The sequence below is a fragment of the Sphingobium soli genome (genome assembly GCF_020782245.1).
GTDB classification, from domain to species: domain Bacteria; phylum Pseudomonadota; class Alphaproteobacteria; order Sphingomonadales; family Sphingomonadaceae; genus Sphingobium; species Sphingobium soli.
In genome coordinates this window covers 59361-74845 of record NZ_JAJGNP010000010.1, presented here as the reverse complement: position 1 = coordinate 74845, position 15485 = coordinate 59361, and the positions used below count along the sequence as shown (strand labels likewise).

At 63.9% G+C, this 15485-nt stretch carries 18 protein-coding genes; 6 read left to right on the top strand and 12 right to left on the bottom strand.

Annotated features, from left to right (window positions below; translation table 11 throughout):
- Positions 1 to 16 precede the first annotated feature (16 nt).
- From LL253_RS12815 to LL253_RS12800, 4 genes are all read right to left on the bottom strand, one after another.
- Complete coding sequence (locus LL253_RS12815; RefSeq protein ID WP_228227430.1) at positions 17 to 1309, bottom strand: class I SAM-dependent methyltransferase; 1293 nt, start codon at positions 1307 to 1309, stop codon at positions 17 to 19.
- Positions 1310 to 1444: 135 nt separating this feature from the next.
- Positions 1445 to 1834, bottom strand: a complete 390-nt coding sequence (locus tag LL253_RS12810) for a hypothetical protein (protein WP_228227429.1) — start codon at positions 1832 to 1834, stop codon at positions 1445 to 1447.
- A 79-nt stretch (positions 1835 to 1913) separates the two neighbouring features.
- The gene (locus tag LL253_RS12805) at positions 1914 to 3080 is read right to left on the bottom strand and encodes a mechanosensitive ion channel family protein (protein ID WP_009822752.1); all 1167 of its coding nucleotides are present in this window, start codon (positions 3078 to 3080) and stop codon (positions 1914 to 1916) included.
- A gap of 88 nt (positions 3081 to 3168) precedes the next feature.
- A complete protein-coding gene (locus LL253_RS12800; RefSeq protein WP_228227428.1) occupies positions 3169 to 4176 on the bottom strand; it encodes a DNA topoisomerase IB in 1008 nt (335 codons plus the stop codon).
- A 103-nt stretch (positions 4177 to 4279) separates the two neighbouring features.
- Here LL253_RS12800 and LL253_RS12795 point away from each other — a divergent pair, with 103 nt between their 5' ends.
- Positions 4280 to 4834 carry a type 1 glutamine amidotransferase domain-containing protein gene (locus LL253_RS12795; RefSeq protein ID WP_228220931.1) on the top strand — a complete coding sequence of 185 codons (555 nt, stop codon included), beginning with the start codon at positions 4280 to 4282 and terminating at the stop codon, positions 4832 to 4834.
- Here LL253_RS12795 and LL253_RS12790 read toward each other — a convergent pair.
- From LL253_RS12790 to LL253_RS19790, 3 genes are read right to left on the bottom strand one after another with little or no spacing between them, the layout of a single operon-like run.
- Positions 4794 to 5501, bottom strand: coding sequence for a hypothetical protein (locus LL253_RS12790; RefSeq protein WP_228227427.1), 708 nt, complete (start codon positions 5499 to 5501; stop codon positions 4794 to 4796). The two genes, LL253_RS12795 and LL253_RS12790, sit on opposite strands and share 41 nt — an antisense overlap.
- Positions 5502 to 5509: 8 nt before the next feature.
- Positions 5510 to 6874 (bottom strand): putative O-glycosylation ligase, exosortase A system-associated, encoded by a 1365-nt coding sequence (locus LL253_RS12785; protein ID WP_228227473.1) that lies wholly within the window; start codon positions 6872 to 6874, stop codon positions 5510 to 5512.
- On the bottom strand, positions 6867 to 6989 hold the full coding sequence (locus LL253_RS19790; RefSeq protein ID WP_009822747.1) for a hypothetical protein: 123 nt from the start codon (positions 6987 to 6989) through the stop codon (positions 6867 to 6869). Before LL253_RS19790 ends, LL253_RS12785 begins: the two co-directional genes overlap by 8 nt.
- Before the next feature lie 89 nt (positions 6990 to 7078).
- On the opposite strand from LL253_RS19790, the gene LL253_RS12780 reads away from it, so the two are divergent.
- Both LL253_RS12780 and LL253_RS12775 read left to right on the top strand, forming a co-directional pair.
- Positions 7079 to 8305, top strand: a complete 1227-nt coding sequence (locus LL253_RS12780) for a TIGR04063 family PEP-CTERM/XrtA system glycosyltransferase (RefSeq protein WP_228227426.1) — start codon at positions 7079 to 7081, stop codon at positions 8303 to 8305.
- A 54-nt stretch (positions 8306 to 8359) separates the two neighbouring features.
- Positions 8360 to 9268 (top strand): serine/threonine-protein kinase, encoded by a 909-nt coding sequence (locus LL253_RS12775; protein WP_228220928.1) that lies wholly within the window; start codon positions 8360 to 8362, stop codon positions 9266 to 9268.
- 9 nt (positions 9269 to 9277) lie between these two features.
- Here the strand turns inward: LL253_RS12775 and LL253_RS12770 are convergent, their stop codons facing one another.
- Together LL253_RS12770 and LL253_RS12765 are read right to left on the bottom strand one after the other, a co-directional pair.
- The gene (locus LL253_RS12770; protein ID WP_228227425.1) at positions 9278 to 9649 is read right to left on the bottom strand and encodes a hypothetical protein; all 372 of its coding nucleotides are present in this window, start codon (positions 9647 to 9649) and stop codon (positions 9278 to 9280) included.
- The gene (locus LL253_RS12765; RefSeq protein WP_228220927.1) at positions 9646 to 9831 is read right to left on the bottom strand and encodes a hypothetical protein; all 186 of its coding nucleotides are present in this window, start codon (positions 9829 to 9831) and stop codon (positions 9646 to 9648) included. Before LL253_RS12765 ends, LL253_RS12770 begins: the two co-directional genes overlap by 4 nt.
- Before the next feature lie 119 nt (positions 9832 to 9950).
- Between LL253_RS12765 and LL253_RS12760 the strand changes: the two genes are divergently transcribed.
- Together LL253_RS12760 and LL253_RS12755 are read left to right on the top strand one after the other, a co-directional pair.
- Positions 9951 to 10619 (top strand): S24 family peptidase, encoded by a 669-nt coding sequence (locus LL253_RS12760; RefSeq protein ID WP_228227424.1) that lies wholly within the window; start codon positions 9951 to 9953, stop codon positions 10617 to 10619.
- A 64-nt stretch (positions 10620 to 10683) separates the two neighbouring features.
- Complete coding sequence (locus LL253_RS12755; RefSeq protein ID WP_228227472.1) at positions 10684 to 11601, top strand: XdhC family protein; 918 nt, start codon at positions 10684 to 10686, stop codon at positions 11599 to 11601.
- Positions 11602 to 11771: 170 nt separating this feature from the next.
- Here the strand turns inward: LL253_RS12755 and LL253_RS12750 are convergent, their stop codons facing one another.
- The 3 genes from LL253_RS12750 to LL253_RS12740 all read right to left on the bottom strand — a co-directional run bounded on the left by LL253_RS12750 (position 11772) and on the right by LL253_RS12740 (position 14478).
- On the bottom strand, positions 11772 to 11957 hold the full coding sequence (locus LL253_RS12750) for a YbdD/YjiX family protein (protein ID WP_037543102.1): 186 nt from the start codon (positions 11955 to 11957) through the stop codon (positions 11772 to 11774).
- Positions 11954 to 14002, bottom strand: coding sequence for a carbon starvation CstA family protein (locus LL253_RS12745; protein ID WP_228227423.1), 2049 nt, complete (start codon positions 14000 to 14002; stop codon positions 11954 to 11956). The genes LL253_RS12750 and LL253_RS12745 overlap by 4 nt, the downstream gene beginning before the upstream one ends.
- Positions 14003 to 14070: 68 nt before the next feature.
- Positions 14071 to 14478 (bottom strand): DoxX family protein, encoded by a 408-nt coding sequence (locus LL253_RS12740; protein WP_228227422.1) that lies wholly within the window; start codon positions 14476 to 14478, stop codon positions 14071 to 14073.
- A gap of 229 nt (positions 14479 to 14707) precedes the next feature.
- Between LL253_RS12740 and LL253_RS12735 the strand changes: the two genes are divergently transcribed.
- The gene (locus LL253_RS12735) at positions 14708 to 15457 is read left to right on the top strand and encodes a class I SAM-dependent methyltransferase (RefSeq protein WP_228227421.1); all 750 of its coding nucleotides are present in this window, start codon (positions 14708 to 14710) and stop codon (positions 15455 to 15457) included.
- Positions 15458 to 15485: the final 28 nt, after the last annotated feature.

Below are 15485 nucleotides of genomic sequence, written 5' to 3'. Positions count from 1 at the left end.
GCCCTCAATGGCTCCTTCAGCCCGCCGGCGCGACGGCCCCGGCCAGTTCCATGATCCGCGCCGGCGCGGCTTGCCCGGTCAGGGCATAGGCCATGTTCCCGACCTCCCAATAGGCGACGACGTCGGCGGCGCGCCGTTCGATCAGGGGCTTGGCCTCGGCCGGTGTTTCGGCGCGGTCGGCGAAAAAGGACAGATGTTCGCCGCGCGGCGTTTCCAGCGCCATGGCGATGGCCGGGCTGTCGGACGTCGGGAACAACTGAACGTCCGTAATGCGCCAATCGCGCGGCAGTTCGGGCAGGACGATGCCGGTGGCGTTCTCGATCTCCTGCGGGTTGAGGGTGGCGCTTTCGACCTGCGACACCATCGCCTGACGCAACAGTCCCGCGCGGCGCGATGCGGCGGCTTCGTCAAGGAAGCTGCTGGCCTGCGCGGCCTGCGGAAATTCGCCCAGTTCGCCGCGCGCGATCCAACCCGCGCCGATCAAAGCCGCGATCCCGGCGGCGCGCTGGATATGACGCCAGGTCCGGCCGCGGTCGTTGTCATTGGCGACCGGCACAGAGGTGTCGCGTCGACGGCCGACCAGCGTCCCTTTGGTCCCGTCCTTTACCAGCCGAAAGTCGATATGGGGCCAGCGTTGTCGCCAGCGGCGCGCGACCAGTCGTTCGCCGGGCCGCGCCGCATCGTCCAGCAGTACGACGCCATTGGGGGACAATCGTGCGAACAGGTTGTCTGCCGCGCCGCGCACGAGTGGATGCACGCTCCAGGGCGGACCGTCGATGATGATGAGGTCGATCTGGTCCGGCACCCCGTCCAGCGTATACCAGCGCCCCGGCCAGTCGCTGCTGTCCTGAGTCAGCGGAGCGTGGCGAATGTCGACCGACAGGCCATGGTCGCCCAGCCATTGCCGCGTCGCATCAACGAACCCACCATGCTGGTCGAAACTGTGCAATTGCCCGCCGCCATGTAGTTGCAAAGCGCGCGCAGCCACCAGCGATGACGCGCCCGCGCCGAGTTCCACCACATGGGCCGGGCGCAGCCGGGCAATTTCCCGAACAATATGCCGTAAAAAGCCGACATCCGCCTTCCAGCTTCCCAGATGCGGCAGGGCGTCATGGGCAAGACCCAAATCGTCAAGCAAGGCCCGCTTGTCCGCCTTGCGACCGCCCGACAGGCTGGCGAGCAGCCACGGCCAGCCAATCGCCCCGAAACCGATGCGCCACGCCATGTCGGACAGCCGGCGCGACCATTGCGCGTCCGTCAAGTGCCTGTCGTCAAGGGGCAGGAAACCGGTAAGCTCACGGGACGTCACGGACAATCATCTCCTGATGCAGGCAAGGCGGCGACTCTATGCCCGTTCATGCGGCGCGCGCATAGGGTGCAAGATGATCCGGCACGCAATTGCGGTAACACAACCGGCCTGTGACAGTATCTTAGCGGTCGTCTTTCAATAACCCAGCGTCAGGCCCACAGCATAATATTTTGGCCCGACATTGGCCTTGGCCCGAACCTTGGGCAGCAATGGCATGGCGACCGTGGCGTAGGGGCGGACGTCGTCGCCGCTAATCCGCGCACCAGCTCCGATCCTTGCTGATAGGGGGATGGTATAGGCCGCTTCCACCCGCCCATAGAGCTTGGTGTCGCCATCGCGAAGATAAACACCGCCGCCGGGCGTCAGGCTGAAACCGGCCATGTCGAAGGCATAGCCCGCCCCGATTTCGGTGCCCCAATGACCGTCGGCGCGGCCATAGTTGATTTCAGCGCCCAACCCCTGGGCCAAGGCGGCCTGAGGCGCGGCAAAAGCGGCGGCAGCGAACAGGAATGGCATGATCTTCATGATCAAGGCCGCTAGGGAGTCAGCCTTGCCCCAGCAAGCGCGCGCCGATGAGGCGAGTCGCCTGCGCGCCAGACTGCCGTCATCCCTCCAGGTCGACGCGCTTGACCGGCTGCACTTCCGCATAGGGCATGATCATCCGGCCGTCCGGTGCAGCGGTGAAGGTCGTCTGTGTCGGATAGGCGAACTCGATGCCGCGCTCGTTGAACTGACGCAGGATGGCGAGGCCGATATTGTGACGGATGTTGTAGATATCGTCCCATCCCGGCAGATAGACTTCGAATTCCAGCTCGAAATCAAGGCTGGACGCGCCAAATCCGACAAAGCCGGACCGAACGAAGGTGCCGCCCAGATCATCGACGATGCCCTTGAGGATGTCGGGGATCTGTTCGGCGACATCCGGGGCGGTCTGGTAAATGACGCCGATGGCGAATTTCAGCCGGCGATGGTCGAGCGTGTGGTAGCTGGTGATTTCCTTTTGCAGCAGATTGGCGTTGGAAATCACTTTCTTCTCGCCCGTCAACGCGCGCAGCCGGGTCGATTTAAGGCCGATCTTTTCCACTGTGGCGGTCGTCGTATCATAGGAAATGGATTCGCCCCGGCGAAACGGCTTGTCGAAAATGATCGACAGCGCCGCGAACAGGTCGGAAAAAATCCCCTGCGCGGCGAGGCCGATCGCGATGCCGCCGATGCCAAGGCCCGCGACCAGGCCGGTGACGTTGACGCCCAGATTGTCGAGCACGACGATCCCTGCGATCGCGAACAACGCCACCGTCACCAGCACGCGGATCAGGCCCATGGCATTGGCGAGCGTTTCGCCCTGGCCATCCTCCGCCAATGTGCGCCGTTCGATCAGGCCCAATATGACTTCGCGCGCCCAGATCGCGCCCTGCAAGACGGTGGCGATGGTGAACAGGAAAACGATGGTGCGATAGACGACGGGCGGCGCGTCGGCATAACCCGCCACCAGCCGGGCGGACACCATCACCATGAAGAAATGCGTGGTCTTTGCGACTGTCCGGCCCAGCACATTGGTGTAGCCGATCGTATCACCGCGGCTGCCCTTGTACCGCTTGCCCAGTCCCTTGAGCGTGGCGAGCAGCAGATAGATGACGACGGCCGCGCCGATGGCGATCAGTATCTGCATATAATGGACGGCAAACCAGTCGGCCGTATCTCTCCACATCGCCTGAAAGTCGGGCGCGCGCATGGTTTTTGTCGGGAGGGCGGGGTCTTTTGCGTCGGCCATGCCTGTCCTGTCTTGCTGGCTGGAATATCGAGGCGGATCGCGGACCCGCCGGTTTAGCTCCGGGGGTAGAGCATGACGGTGGTCGGGTTCAAGCCGCTGCGGCCAATGGGCTACAATCGGCGATGTCGTCGAGGAAGGCGATGAGGCCCCGTTCCATGCGGGAGAGATAGCGGGTGCGGCGCGGCAGACGCAGCGTGCTGCGCCAATCCTCCTGGCCATCCTTGCACAAGGCGATAAGGGCGGGATGGATATAGGATTTGCGGCTGATCGCCGGCGTGTTGCCGAGCGCTTCAGCGACCGGCGCGATCATTGCCTTGAGCGACACCGGGCCGGTCGCAAGCTGTTCGAACGCGATGACGGACGCGCCCCAGGTGCGGAAATGCTTGGCCGTAAAGGGCGCGCCCATGGCCTCGGCAATATAGGCGTTGACGTCGGACGAATTGATCGGACGGGCGTCGCCGTCTTCATCCAGATATTGGAACAGATGCTGGCCGGGCAGGTCCTGCACCTGCCGCACGAAGCGCAATAGCCGCGTATCCGTCACCGCCAGTTCCCGATCCTGGCCCGATTTGGCGCGATAGCGCAGCATGATCTTGCGTCCGGCGATGTCGAAATGGCGCCGCCGCAGCGTTGTGGCGCCGAAACTCTTGTTGGTGGTGGCATAATGTTCATTGCCCACGCGCAGCTTGGCCAGATCCAGCAGACGGACGACGGCGGCAATCGTGCGGTCCTTGCGCAGGCCACGCTTCGACAGGTCGCTGTCCAGCTGCGCGCGCAACCTGGGCAGGGCGCGGCCGAAGTCCGGGCAGCCGGCATATTTCGCCGCCTCCTGCGCTGCGCGGAAATCGGGATGATAGCGATATTGCTTGCGTCCCCTGTCGTCATATCCCGTCGCCTGGATATGGCCAAAGGGGGAGGCGCAGAACCAGCAGTCGCGATAGGCGGGGGGCAGGGCGATGGCGTTCAGCCGGTCGATTTCGTCCCGGTCGGTGATCCGTTGCCCATCACCATCATAATAGGCCCATCCGCGTTTGAGCGCGCGTCGCGTGATGCCGGGGCTTGTATCATTCGTGTGGACGAGTGCGGACTGGGCCATATTTTCCTTCTCATGCCGCAAAACCCGCCGTTCGTCGCTTCGTTCCGCAACCCCGGGGGCGCTCGCCCGTTGAAGGATCTCACCCCAAACGAAGGAGAGATTTATGCCAGCCATTGAGCAGAGCCGCATCCTGATCGTCGCCACCGACGGGTTTGAACAGTCCGAATTGTTCGAGCCGCGCCAGAAGCTGATCGACGCCGGTGCGAAGGTCACGCTCGCGTCGCCCGCCACTGATCCGATCCAGGGCATGCAGCATGATGAAAAGGGCGATACGATCACGCCCGACATGACCTTGGAGTCCGTCAAGATTGAGGACTATGACGGGCTGGTGCTGCCCGGCGGCGTCGCCAATCCCGACACGCTGCGTACCAATGAGCGCGCCGTGCGCATCGTCCGCGACTTTGTCGCATCGGGCAAGCCCGTCGCCGCCATCTGTCACGGTCCCTGGCTGTTGGTTGAAGCAGACTGCGTCGATGGCAAGACCGTCACATCCTGGCCGTCCGTGCGTACCGATCTTGCCAATGCCGGCGCGCAGGTCGTCGATCAGGAAGTCGTGGTCGACGGCAATCTGATCACCAGCAGGAACCCGGACGACATCCCCGCCTTTGTCGACGCCTTCAAGAAGGCGGTGACGCAAGGGGCTGCGGTCCCCGCCTGAATCGACGGATAGCGTCGCCGCCTGATTGCCACGGCATGGGGCGGCGGCGCAGCATCGACAGATGCGCCAGCGCCAATGTCGCGCTGATGGCCGTCAACGGCCACGCGAGCGGCACCAGTTGAGGAACTGTGACTGCCACGCCGACAGCGATGGCGACACTTGTGATGGCCAGCATGGTCGTCCTAAGGTCGCCGTCCGGTCCCCGAAGCCAGAGGATACCGGTCGCGACGCCCGCGATGAATGACAGGGCGAAGCGGGCATTGCTGCCGTCCATCATCCCGAGCGCCACCAACAGTATCAACAAAAGTGCGCCGGCGATGGCGCGGGTCGTTTTGCTCAGCAGGCGAGCGCAGGCCGGATAGACCAGCGTTTCGCTCAGGATCGCTGCCAGGGTTATCGCCTGCGCATCCTGCGGGCGACGCGCGATTACGGCAATGATCGCCATTGCGCCCCAGGGCAGCAGCCGCGCCGGGGCCATGCGGATATGGCTGATCCAGTCCAGTGCGCCGGCACGCGCGTTCCAGCGCCGATCCGCCACCCGCACCTGAAATCCGCCGACCAGGAACAGCACCTCCGCGCCCCAGGGTAGCCATTCGCTCCGCCCCAGCCATGGCAAGGCCAGGAACAGGCCAAGCAGCAGTCCGTGTGCCGCGGTGAGCGGCGTCATATCGCCCCTCACGCCATCGCCCCGTTGCCCTGAGCGATGGCTCTGTCCAGTTGCTGTTTGGCCGCCGCCTTGCGCTTGCGCGTCAGATAGGTGTCGAGCCCGATCTGCAACGCCAGCATCATGAAGATGAAGGGCTGATAGGCGATGCCCACGAACAGCGATCCGATCATGTAGATGATGTGGCCTTGTTGCAGCGCCAGCGCGAAGGGCGCGACCCAGGCATCGTCCGGGCCATCACGCTTGCGATAGGCGCGGCGGATCGCTTCGGTACGGATGAAGCAGATGAGGTGCAGCAACGCCCACACCGCAAAGCCGAAATAGCCCTGCTCGCCCAAAAGTTCGAAATAGGCGCTATGATAGGCGCGGCCCCGGTCGGTCACCAACCGCCGCTCGACTCGTGTGCCGCCGCTGTCCGTGACCGTGCTCTGCGCGAAATAGGTAAAGCTGTTCTGCAGATAATTGTCGAAGCCGCCCCCGCCCGGATGCTCCTTCACATAATCGAGCGTCCACATCCACACCGCGACCCGGGTAGAGGCGCTTTCATCCCCCTGGTGATTTTCGATCGTCTGCATCCGCTGCGTGAAGCTGGCCGGCAGGAAGGGGATGGAGATCAGCGCCGCCAGCAGCATCAGCGGGCCGTAAACAAATTTGCGCTTCGAACGCATCAGCATCAGCCCGGCCAGAATGACGATGCAGACAAGGCCGGTGCGCGCCTCTGTCCCGACCGGCATCAGCAGGCAAGCGAGGCACAGGCAGTAGCAAAACGTCTTCACCTTCCAGTCGGGCGGGAAGACGGTGCCATGTTTCGACAGCCACAGGATCAGCGGGATCAGCGAGATCGCCACGCAGGAAATGATGCTGCCTTCATAGAGGCCGCTGTTATTTTCAACCATCAGGTTGAGCACGCCATAGCCGCCGCCCGACAGGGCCGTCTTCATGCCGCCATTGATGATGATCGTGCTGGCGCACAGCACCATGAACAGGGCCAGCGCCTCGATCCGCAGCCTCGTGCGCAGCACCAGCGGCAGGAAGACGCCCGCGATGATCGCCTTCCAAACCCAATTCCATTTGGTCAGCGCTTCGACCGGGAAATCGGCCGTCAGCGTGGTATAGCCGCACCAGGCGAGCAGCAGCAGCAGCAATCCCTGTCGCGCGGAAAAACGGCAATCCTTCTTGTCATCGACCAGCAGCCATGCGCCCACCATCATCGCAAAGGCGATTGCGGAAATCGGAATCGAATTGAGCAGGAAATAGGAAAGTCGCTGCGGCGAAACGATGTCGATATAGGCATAGACCGCGACCAGCAGGAACGGCCGTCGCAGCCCCATCAACCCGAACAGGCCAAGGAACGCGATGAAGAACAGGTCACGCATCGCCATGCGGCTCCTGCGCCGGCGGATCGCGATCCAGATCGGCACGCGGCAAAAGCCGCCAGGCGGCGAGCAGGATGACGCCATGGCTGATCAACAGGGACAAAGTGTCTATCATGGCTCGCTTGCATTATCGCTTCGGGACCTGTGTCCTAGCCTGACAGAGTTGACGGGCCGTTAAACCTTTTGCCGCAGACAGGACCGGCTATGACTCGCATTCTTCATGTGCTGGACCACAGTCTGCCGATGCACAGCGGCTATACGTTCCGGACCCGGGCGATCCTGCGTGCGCAGATCGCCAAGGGGTGGGATGTGCGCGGGATTACCGGGCGGCGGCATAGTGCCGCCGGACCGGATGAGCAGATGGTGGACGGTCTGGTCTTTCACCGCACGCCTGGAACGCCGGCGGCGGGCAATGCACTGGTGCGCGAGTGGCGCGATCTTGCCGCCCATACCGAAGCGATCGAGGCCCTGGTGCAGCGATGGCGGCCCGATGTGATCCATGCGCATTCGCCGGTGCTGAACGCCATCGCCGCGCAGCGCGTCGCGCGGCGGCACGGCATTCCGATAATCTACGAAATCCGCGCTTTCTGGGAGGATGCGGCGGTCGGCAACGGCACGGGGCGGGAAGGCAGCCCCCGATATTGGCTGACGCGGCAGCTGGAAACCCGCGCCGTGCGGGATGCCGATGCGGTCGCGGTGATATGCGAAGGCCTGCGCGGCGATCTTGTCGCGCGCGGCATTGATTCGTCCAAGATCATCGTGTCGCCCAATGGCGTCGATATGGATCAGTTCGGGGCGCCGGTGCCGCGCGATCCCGGCCTGACGGCAGAGCTGGGGCTGAACGGCGCGGACGTGGTCGGCTTCATCGGCAGCTTCTATGATTATGAGGGGCTGGACGACCTGATCGCCGCCATGCCGCGACTCGTGCGCGCGCGGCCGCAGGCAAAGCTGCTGCTGGTCGGTGGCGGACCCATGGAGCAGGCGTTGCGCGCGCAGGCGATGGCGTCGCCCTTCGCCGATCATATCGCCTTCGTCGGCCGCGTGCCGCATGATCAGGTCGAACATTATTATGCGCAGGTCGATGTGCTGGCCTATCCTCGCAAGGCGATGCGGCTGACCGATCTGGTGACGCCGCTCAAGCCGCTGGAGGCGATGGCCCAGGGCAGGCTGGTGGCTGCTTCCGATGTCGGCGGTCATCGCGAACTGATTGAGGACGGGGTGACGGGCATGTTGTTCGCCCCCGACGATCCGGCGGCGATCGCCGATTCGCTTGCCGCCCTGTTCGCCGATCGCGCGCAATGGGATGAACGCCGCCGGGTCGCGCGCGCCTATGTCGAGCGTGAACGGAACTGGTCATCCAATATTCTGCGTTACGAACCTGTTTACCAACTGTTGCTAGCACGGTCGCGTGAGAGTCGCGCGGCGGCGTGAACGAAAACGAAGGTCGAGAGGTTGAACAGGGCGAGCGCCAGACGGGGAACGGCAATGGCGGCGCTGGCAGGCGTCGCTGCCGCTGTCGCCTTGCTGGCGACGCCGGTCGGCCTGTTGGAAATGCTGGTGGCCTCGAGTGGCCTGAGCGAAGCGGTGCCGGCAGCCGCGCCGCCACTCGGGGTGACGGCGCGGCTGATGATGGCCGGGTTTGTGGGCCTATTGATTGCAGGGGCTGTCGCGGCGGTCCGCGATCCGCGCCAGGCCGAGGATGAACGGGATACGGACGGGCGACAGCAGAGCGCCCAAGGAGCAAGACAGATGGGTTTCGCCTTTTCCAAGCTGACAGCCCTTGCGCGGGGCCGCGCTACGCCGACCGGCGTGGCGGAGGCCCCGGCGCTTCGCCGCGCCGACGCGCATCCCGACGCGCCGCCGCGTCCGCCCATCTTCGCCAGCCGCGACTTTGACGGGGTCGAGATTTTTGCCCGGCCCGACGCCAAGCGCCGCCCCCTGGTCGTCGCGCCCGAGCCAGAGGCGCGCTCTGTCGTACCGATGCAGGGTTTTGCCGCGCGTTCGCCTGATGACATGGCGAAAGAGGATCAACCCGTACCGGCCTTTGCGCGCCCGGTTGATCTAGCCGAGCCAACGGCCGAACCGTCCGCGTTTCGGGCGGATACAGAACAGCCCGCAGCGCTTCGGGACGATGAACCTGCCGATCACGAGCCGGTCGAGGCAGCCCGGCCCGCGCCGCTACCGCTGCCCACGCATGGCCTGTCAGTCGCCGAACTGACCGATCGGTTGGAACGGGGCCTGGCGTCCCGCCGCCGCGCCACCCCTGCGCCCGTGCTGGCCGACATGCCGGTAGCACCGGCCGTGCCGGTGCGCGACAGCGTCGCACCTGACGCGGACGAAGCCTTGCGCGCGGCGCTCGGCACCTTGCGCACGATGGCGGAACGGCGGCGCTGATCCGCGCGGCTACCAGTCACGGATGGTCAGGGCCGACAACCGGACCCAGACATCCTGATCCGCAACCCCTTCGCCATCGACTGCGATGTCTGCCACAAAATGGCCGGGTAGGGTCCATTCCGCGTCGTCCAGACCAGCGAGCAGCCGATCTTTTTGTTTCTGCGCCTCCGCGCCGCTGAAGCGCAGCCAGATCGTATGGCGCTGCCCTTCGAACAGGGCGCTGGCCCATGGGCGGCTGGTCGTGCGATCGATCACCGTCGGACGGCCTGCCCTCAGCAGTAATTGCGCCAGCAGAAGCGGCAGCGGATCGGCCCCACGGCGGCGGATATCTTTATTTCGGAGCAGATTGGGGCGGCCGAAATGTGCATCCATGCTTGTCATTGGCCATGGCTCCTGCGATAAGTGTTCATGAAATGTTCTACACGTCTCGTCAGTCGTGCGCCGGGCTCGCGACCATGCCGCAGGTCGAACACCAACCGCGGATCACGCGCGCTGTCCCGCCCGAAACGCGTCGGCGGCATGTCGTGTTGACGTAGGAAAGTTTCGATCAATGGCAGCAGCATCAGCCCGTATCTCCCCGTTAAAGGCGACTCGCCCCATGCGAGCCGCTATGCATATTCCTATCTCCTCTGCGCGATTTTCCTACTTGTCTAGGAAAAATCTTATCGATAATGGATAGATAATGGATCAACCGCAGGACGCCCGCGCCACGCTGGAACGGCTGATTGCCGACCGGGGGGACAATTATGCTGATCTGTCCCGCCTGATCGGCCGCAACGCCGCTTATATTCAGCAGTTCATCAAGCGTGGCACGCCGCGCAAGCTGGACGAGGATGATCGGCGTGTTTTGGCGCGCTATTTCGGTGTGTCGGAAGATATGCTGGGGGGGGTGGCGTCCGCCGCTCCTGCGCCCTTGCGCGGTCGCGGTCTGCCCGCCGTCGTTTCCGTTCCGCGGCTGGCGCTGGGTGCGTCGGCCGGCGGCGGCACATTGGATGACGATGAGCGTACGGCCGGCGTCATGGCCTTCGACGCGCGCTGGCTCCGCCATCTGGGGGTGCGGCCGCAGCGCGTCTCGATCATTCGCGTCGATGGCGAATCGATGGCGCCGACGCTGAGCGACGGGGACGACATCATGGTGGATCATGATGATGACGCCGACCGGTTGCGCGATGGCGTCTATGTGCTGCGGCTGGATGGCGTATTGATGGTGAAGCGCATCGCCATGGGGCCGCTGCGGGGTCGGTTCAGCGTCTTGAGCGACAATGCCCATTATCCCGACTGGGCCGACATCGACCCGACACTGGTCGACATCGTCGGACGCGTCGTATGGACGGGCCGGCGCTTGCACTAGCCCCGCTTCATCCCCATTGCTTGGCGGCAGCGCGATGCTGGGCACGAACCGGGAGCAGGATGTTTTGAACGACAATGGCGCGGTGATTCGCAAGGCGATCGAATGGCGCGGCGCGCCGATGGCACTGGCGACCGTGATTTCCACCTGGGGTTCCGCGCCGCGCCCGCGTGGCAGCCATATGCTGGTGCACCAGGATGGCCGACTGGAAGGAAGCATTTCGGGCGGGTGCGTGGAAACCGACGTGTTGCAACGCGCGGCGGAGGTCATTGCCGGCCGGCCCGCGCATGTTCATCGCTATGGCGTTGCCGACGGCGATGCCTGGGATGTTGGCTTGCCGTGCGGCGGCGAGATCGCAGTGCTGGTGCAGCCGGTATCGGACGCAGGCTTTCCGCCCCATCTGTTCGACCTTGTGGCGAAGGCCAGCGCAGTGGGACGGGCTGCAACGCTGGCCACCGATCTTGCCACTGGCCAGACGCGCGAGGGCGATGGGGAGGGCGCATTCCTTAACCGCTACGATCCGCCGCGCCGCCTGTTGATCGTCGGCGCGGTGCAGATCGCCCAGTCGCTGGTTCCCCTGGCCCAGGCGATTGGCGTGACGCCCATCGTCATTGACCCGCGCGGCCGCTTCCTGACGGCGGAACGCTTCCCGAACGCGGAACTGGACGATCGCTGGCCCGATGACGCCATTGCCGCGCGCCATCCCGGTGAATCGACGGCGGTCGTGACGCTCAGCCATGACATCAAGATCGACGACCCCGCGCTGACGGCCGCGTTGAACGCGCCGACCGGCTATATCGCCGCGCTGGGCTCGCGGCGCAGCCATGCGGCGCGGCTCGACAGGTTGACCGCCGCGGGGTTTGACGCGGATGCGCTTGCGCGAATCGACGGCCCGGCAGGGCTGGATATCGGCGCGATCGGTCCCGCAGAAATCGCCCTGTCAATCACGGCAGGCATGATTGCGGGTTTCAACGCAAAGGGTTAGGGATGGGCGCCCCCCGCCGCAAGGGATGGGCAGGGGGCGTGTCCTGAAGCTGTCGGGCACCAGTGACGGCCGCCCCGTATCAGAGCGCCGGGAAACAGCAATAGAAAAACGGGCAATCTATTAAACTTTATATTCGTAAAATTGCAAATCTTTGTAATATAATTGCAAGATTAGCAGCACCGGCCTCCATTGCGTCCCCCATAACGGGCTTGTTGCCGGTCTCTGAAAAAGCTGGTGCGGTCCATCACCGGCTTGGTGGGGTGGTGATCGGCCATATGGCGCAGATAGGCATCATAATCGGGGATGCCAACCATCATATGGGCCGCCTGCCGCAGCTTTTTGATAAACCCCGTCATCGCGCCGGTGCCAGACTGGCCGGGATCTCCCATGCCGTAGGGGCGGCGCTGCGCCGGGCCGCGATACAGGTGCGGATGGTGAAATAGAGGATCGCCAGGACAACCGCCAGGAACAGGCCCACCAACGCCGCATCGATTCGATCGTTGAAGATGATGCGCTGCATCTCGCCCATGGATTTCGCCGGGCTAAGCAGCGTGCCGGCTTCTGCCGCTTCGCTGAATTTCGCGGCATGCGCCAGGAAACCAACCTTGGGATCAGCGGAAAACAGCTTGAGCCAGCCTGCTGACAATGTGCAGATCAGCAGCCAGACGGTTGGCAGCATCGTCACCCAGGCGAACCGGTCCCGCTTCATGCGGAACAGCACGGCTGTGCCCAGCATCAGCGCAATCGCCGCCAGCATCTGGTTCGAAATGCCGAACACCGGCCACAAGGTATTCACCCCTCCTAGCGGATCGGTGACGCCCTGATAGAGGAAAAACCCCCAGGCCGCGACGCACAGGGCAGTGGCGATGATGCCGGGCATGTGGCTGTCGCTGTGCTTGAAGGCCGGGACGACAAGGGCGATCAGATCCTGCAACATGAAGCGACCCGCCCGCGTGCCTGCGTCGACGGCGGTCAGGATAAACAGCGCCTCGAACAGGATGGCGAAATGATACCAGAAAGCCTTCATCGCCGGCCCGCCGACGACATGGCTGAAGATTTCCGCCATCGCCACGGCCAGCGTCGGCGCGCCGCCCGCGCGGCTGATGATCGTATGTTCGCCCACATCCCGCGCTGTCTGGGCGATGGTATCGGCCGATATGGGAAAACCCATGGCGGTGACGGCGGCGGACGCGCTGGCGGCGTCAGTGCCGATCAATGCCGTCGGGCTGTTCATGGTAAAATAGACGCCCGGGTCCAGGATTGACGCGCCGACCAGCGCCATGATCGCCACGAACGCTTCCATCAGCATCGCGCCATAGCCGATCATGGGCGCGTCGCCTTCGCTGGCGATCAGCTTGGGGGTGGTCCCGCTGGAAATCAGCGCATGAAATCCCGACACTGCGCCGCAGGCGATGGTGATGAACAAGAAGGGAAACAGGCCACCGGCCCAGACCGGCCCGTCGCCGGCGACGAATCGCGTCAGCGCCGGCATCTGGAGCGGCGGCGCCATGATGACGATGCCGATGGCGAGCGCGGCGATTGCCCCGATCTTGAGAAAGGTCGACAGATAGTCGCGCGGCGCGAGCAACAGCCAGACAGGCAGCACGGACGCCACCGCGCCATAGCCGATCAGGATCCAGCAAAGCTGTATCGGCGTGAAGGTGAAGGCCGGCCCCCAGGTCGGAGATTGCGCCACCGCCTGTCCGTACATGATCGCGGCGATCAGGCCGATGAGGCCCAGCACCGACACCTCGCCGATCCGGCCCGGCCTGATCCAGCGCGTATAGGCGCCCATTGCCATGGCGAGCGGCACGGTGGCCGCAACGGTGAACATGCCCCAGGGGCTTTCGGCCAGCGCCTTGACCACGATCAGCGCCAACACGGCCAGAATGATGACCATGATCATGAACGCGCCGAACAGGGCGATCGTGCCGGCAACCTGACCCATCTCCATGCGGATGAGTTCGCCCAGCGACTTGCCGTCGCGGCGCATGGAAATGAACAGGACCATGAAATCCTGCACCGCGCCGGCCAGCACCACGCCGAAGATGATCCACAGCGTGCCGGGCAGATAGCCCATTTGTGCGGCGAGCACGGGCCCTACCAGCGGCCCGGCGCCCGCGATCGCGGCGAAATGATGGCCGAACAGGACGGTGCGGTCGGTCGCGACATAGTCCAGGCCATCGGCGCGCCGCACGGCGGGGGTGGGCCGTGCTGGGTCTATCCGCATGACATGCCGCGCGATGAACAGCGCATAATAGCGATAGGCGACCAGAAAGCAGCTGACTGCCGCGACGACAATCCACAGGGCGTTGACGCTTTCCCCCCGTGAAATCGCCACGACGGTCAGGGCCAGGACGCCGATAATGGCTGTCACTATCCAGGGAATATGCCGGGTCACGCCGCCTTGCTCCGCTTGTTCAGGACTTTGGCCTCACCCTAGGGGGGCGGGCGGCAAAGACAACCGCCTTAGCGCCGCCGCGCAAATGGCCAGTCGGTCACCCCGCTCACCCACAGCGCCCACCAGATGATGACCGGTTGCAGCGCCAGCCGCGGTCCATGATACCACCAACTCAGGTGCACGCCGTTCAGCGGAATGTCGCTGAGCGCATGATGGATATTGGCCGGCCATACACACAGCGCATAAAGCGCCAGTCCGATGCCCGCAGCGTGGCGAAAGGGTGGCAGCATCAGGCCTATCGACCCGGCGATTTCGGCGATGCCGGTCAGGCAGATGACAGTGGCTGGATAGGGCACCCAGTCGGGCGTGATCGCGATGAATCCCCCTGGCGAACGCAAATGCGCTACCCCTGCGATCAGATAGGCCAATGCCAGGACGGCGCGGGCGATCCGGCGGGGGCGGCTGTCAGCGATCATTTCATCCCGATCGGAAAAAAGGCATATCGTTCATAATGCTGGGGCTGGCAGGGACATGTCTGTATTGTCCGGCTGTCTTTGGCGGGTCACGAAGGAATGACGATTGCGACTATCATCGATACGACGCCATATTGCGCGCAAATTCAAGGGTGGTGAAGCGAAAACGGAGCGACAGCCCGTTCCCGACCAGCAAAAGAGCACTGACGACGATATCAGTTTTCTGCCGGACATGAACGAATGGGTCCGCAACCATTATGTCGGCGTCGTCGACGAATTTGTCGCGGCTATCGGCTGTCTGGAGGGGAAACGCATCCTGGACCTGGGGTGCGGCGAGATGTTGATGACCTATGGCCTCGCCTCGCGCGGCGCCGAGCAGGTCATCGGTCTGGATATCACCACGCCGGACCCGGACAAAAGCCTCAAGACCCTGGTCGATGGCGGTTTCCCCGACGCCGACAATTTCAGGGATCGTGTCACCGCTGTCGTCTATGACGGCAAATCCATGCCGTTTCCGGACGCGCATTTCGACATCATATTCTGCTGGGGCGTCATGGAGCATGTCGCCGATGTCCCCGCTGTGCTGGCCGAAATCAAGCGCGTGCTCAGGACAGGCGGGGTCGCCTTCATCAAGGTTTTCCCCTGGTTCCATTCCTATTTCGGCAGTCACCTGTCGGATTTCATCCCCGTGCCTTTCGCGCATCTGACGCATGACAGGACGGCGATGCGCGCCATCATTGAAAAGACGGCACACGAGCAGTCGGTTGTGCACCCCAACATGATCCTGGGTCATATGTGGAAGGAATATCTCACGCTGAACCGCTATTCGGCAGACATGTTCTACCGCGACGTCAAGGCGGCGGGCTTTTCGCGCGACATATGGACGCTCATCAGCCGCCAGCACGACCTGACGGATGCGCCGCCGGGATATGAGTTGTCCCAGCTCATGGTGTCCGGTTCCGACACGATCCTGTACAAATGAAGCGGGCGCCTCCGCACGAAGGCGCCCG

Excerpts from the sequence above, each read along its gene's own strand:
- LL253_RS12785 (WP_228227473.1), bottom strand. The coding sequence starts at position 6,874 with ATGCGTGACCTGTTCTTCATCGCGTTCCTTGGCCTGTTCGGGTTGATG.
- LL253_RS12790 (WP_228227427.1), bottom strand. The coding sequence starts at position 5,501 with ATGACGCCGCTCACCGCGGCACACGGACTGCTGCTTGGCCTGTTCCTG.
- LL253_RS12800 (WP_228227428.1), bottom strand. The coding sequence starts at position 4,176 with ATGGCCCAGTCCGCACTCGTCCACACGAATGATACAAGCCCCGGCATC.
- LL253_RS12750 (WP_037543102.1), bottom strand. The coding sequence starts at position 11,957 with ATGACGGGGTTTATCAAAAAGCTGCGGCAGGCGGCCCATATGATGGTT.
- LL253_RS19790 (WP_009822747.1), bottom strand. The coding sequence starts at position 6,989 with ATGATAGACACTTTGTCCCTGTTGATCAGCCATGGCGTCATCCTGCTC.
- LL253_RS12765 (WP_228220927.1), bottom strand. The coding sequence starts at position 9,831 with ATGCTGCTGCCATTGATCGAAACTTTCCTACGTCAACACGACATGCCG.
- LL253_RS12775 (WP_228220928.1), top strand. The coding sequence starts at position 8,360 with ATGGCGGCGCTGGCAGGCGTCGCTGCCGCTGTCGCCTTGCTGGCGACG.
- LL253_RS12795 (WP_228220931.1), top strand. The coding sequence starts at position 4,280 with ATGCCAGCCATTGAGCAGAGCCGCATCCTGATCGTCGCCACCGACGGG.
- LL253_RS12770 (WP_228227425.1), bottom strand. The coding sequence starts at position 9,649 with ATGACAAGCATGGATGCACATTTCGGCCGCCCCAATCTGCTCCGAAAT.
- LL253_RS12735 (WP_228227421.1), top strand. The coding sequence starts at position 14,708 with ATGAACGAATGGGTCCGCAACCATTATGTCGGCGTCGTCGACGAATTT.
- LL253_RS12780 (WP_228227426.1), top strand. The coding sequence starts at position 7,079 with ATGACTCGCATTCTTCATGTGCTGGACCACAGTCTGCCGATGCACAGC.
- LL253_RS12740 (WP_228227422.1), bottom strand. The coding sequence starts at position 14,478 with ATGATCGCTGACAGCCGCCCCCGCCGGATCGCCCGCGCCGTCCTGGCA.
- LL253_RS12810 (WP_228227429.1), bottom strand. The coding sequence starts at position 1,834 with ATGAAGATCATGCCATTCCTGTTCGCTGCCGCCGCTTTTGCCGCGCCT.
- LL253_RS12760 (WP_228227424.1), top strand. The coding sequence starts at position 9,951 with ATGGATCAACCGCAGGACGCCCGCGCCACGCTGGAACGGCTGATTGCC.
- LL253_RS12805 (WP_009822752.1), bottom strand. The coding sequence starts at position 3,080 with ATGGCCGACGCAAAAGACCCCGCCCTCCCGACAAAAACCATGCGCGCG.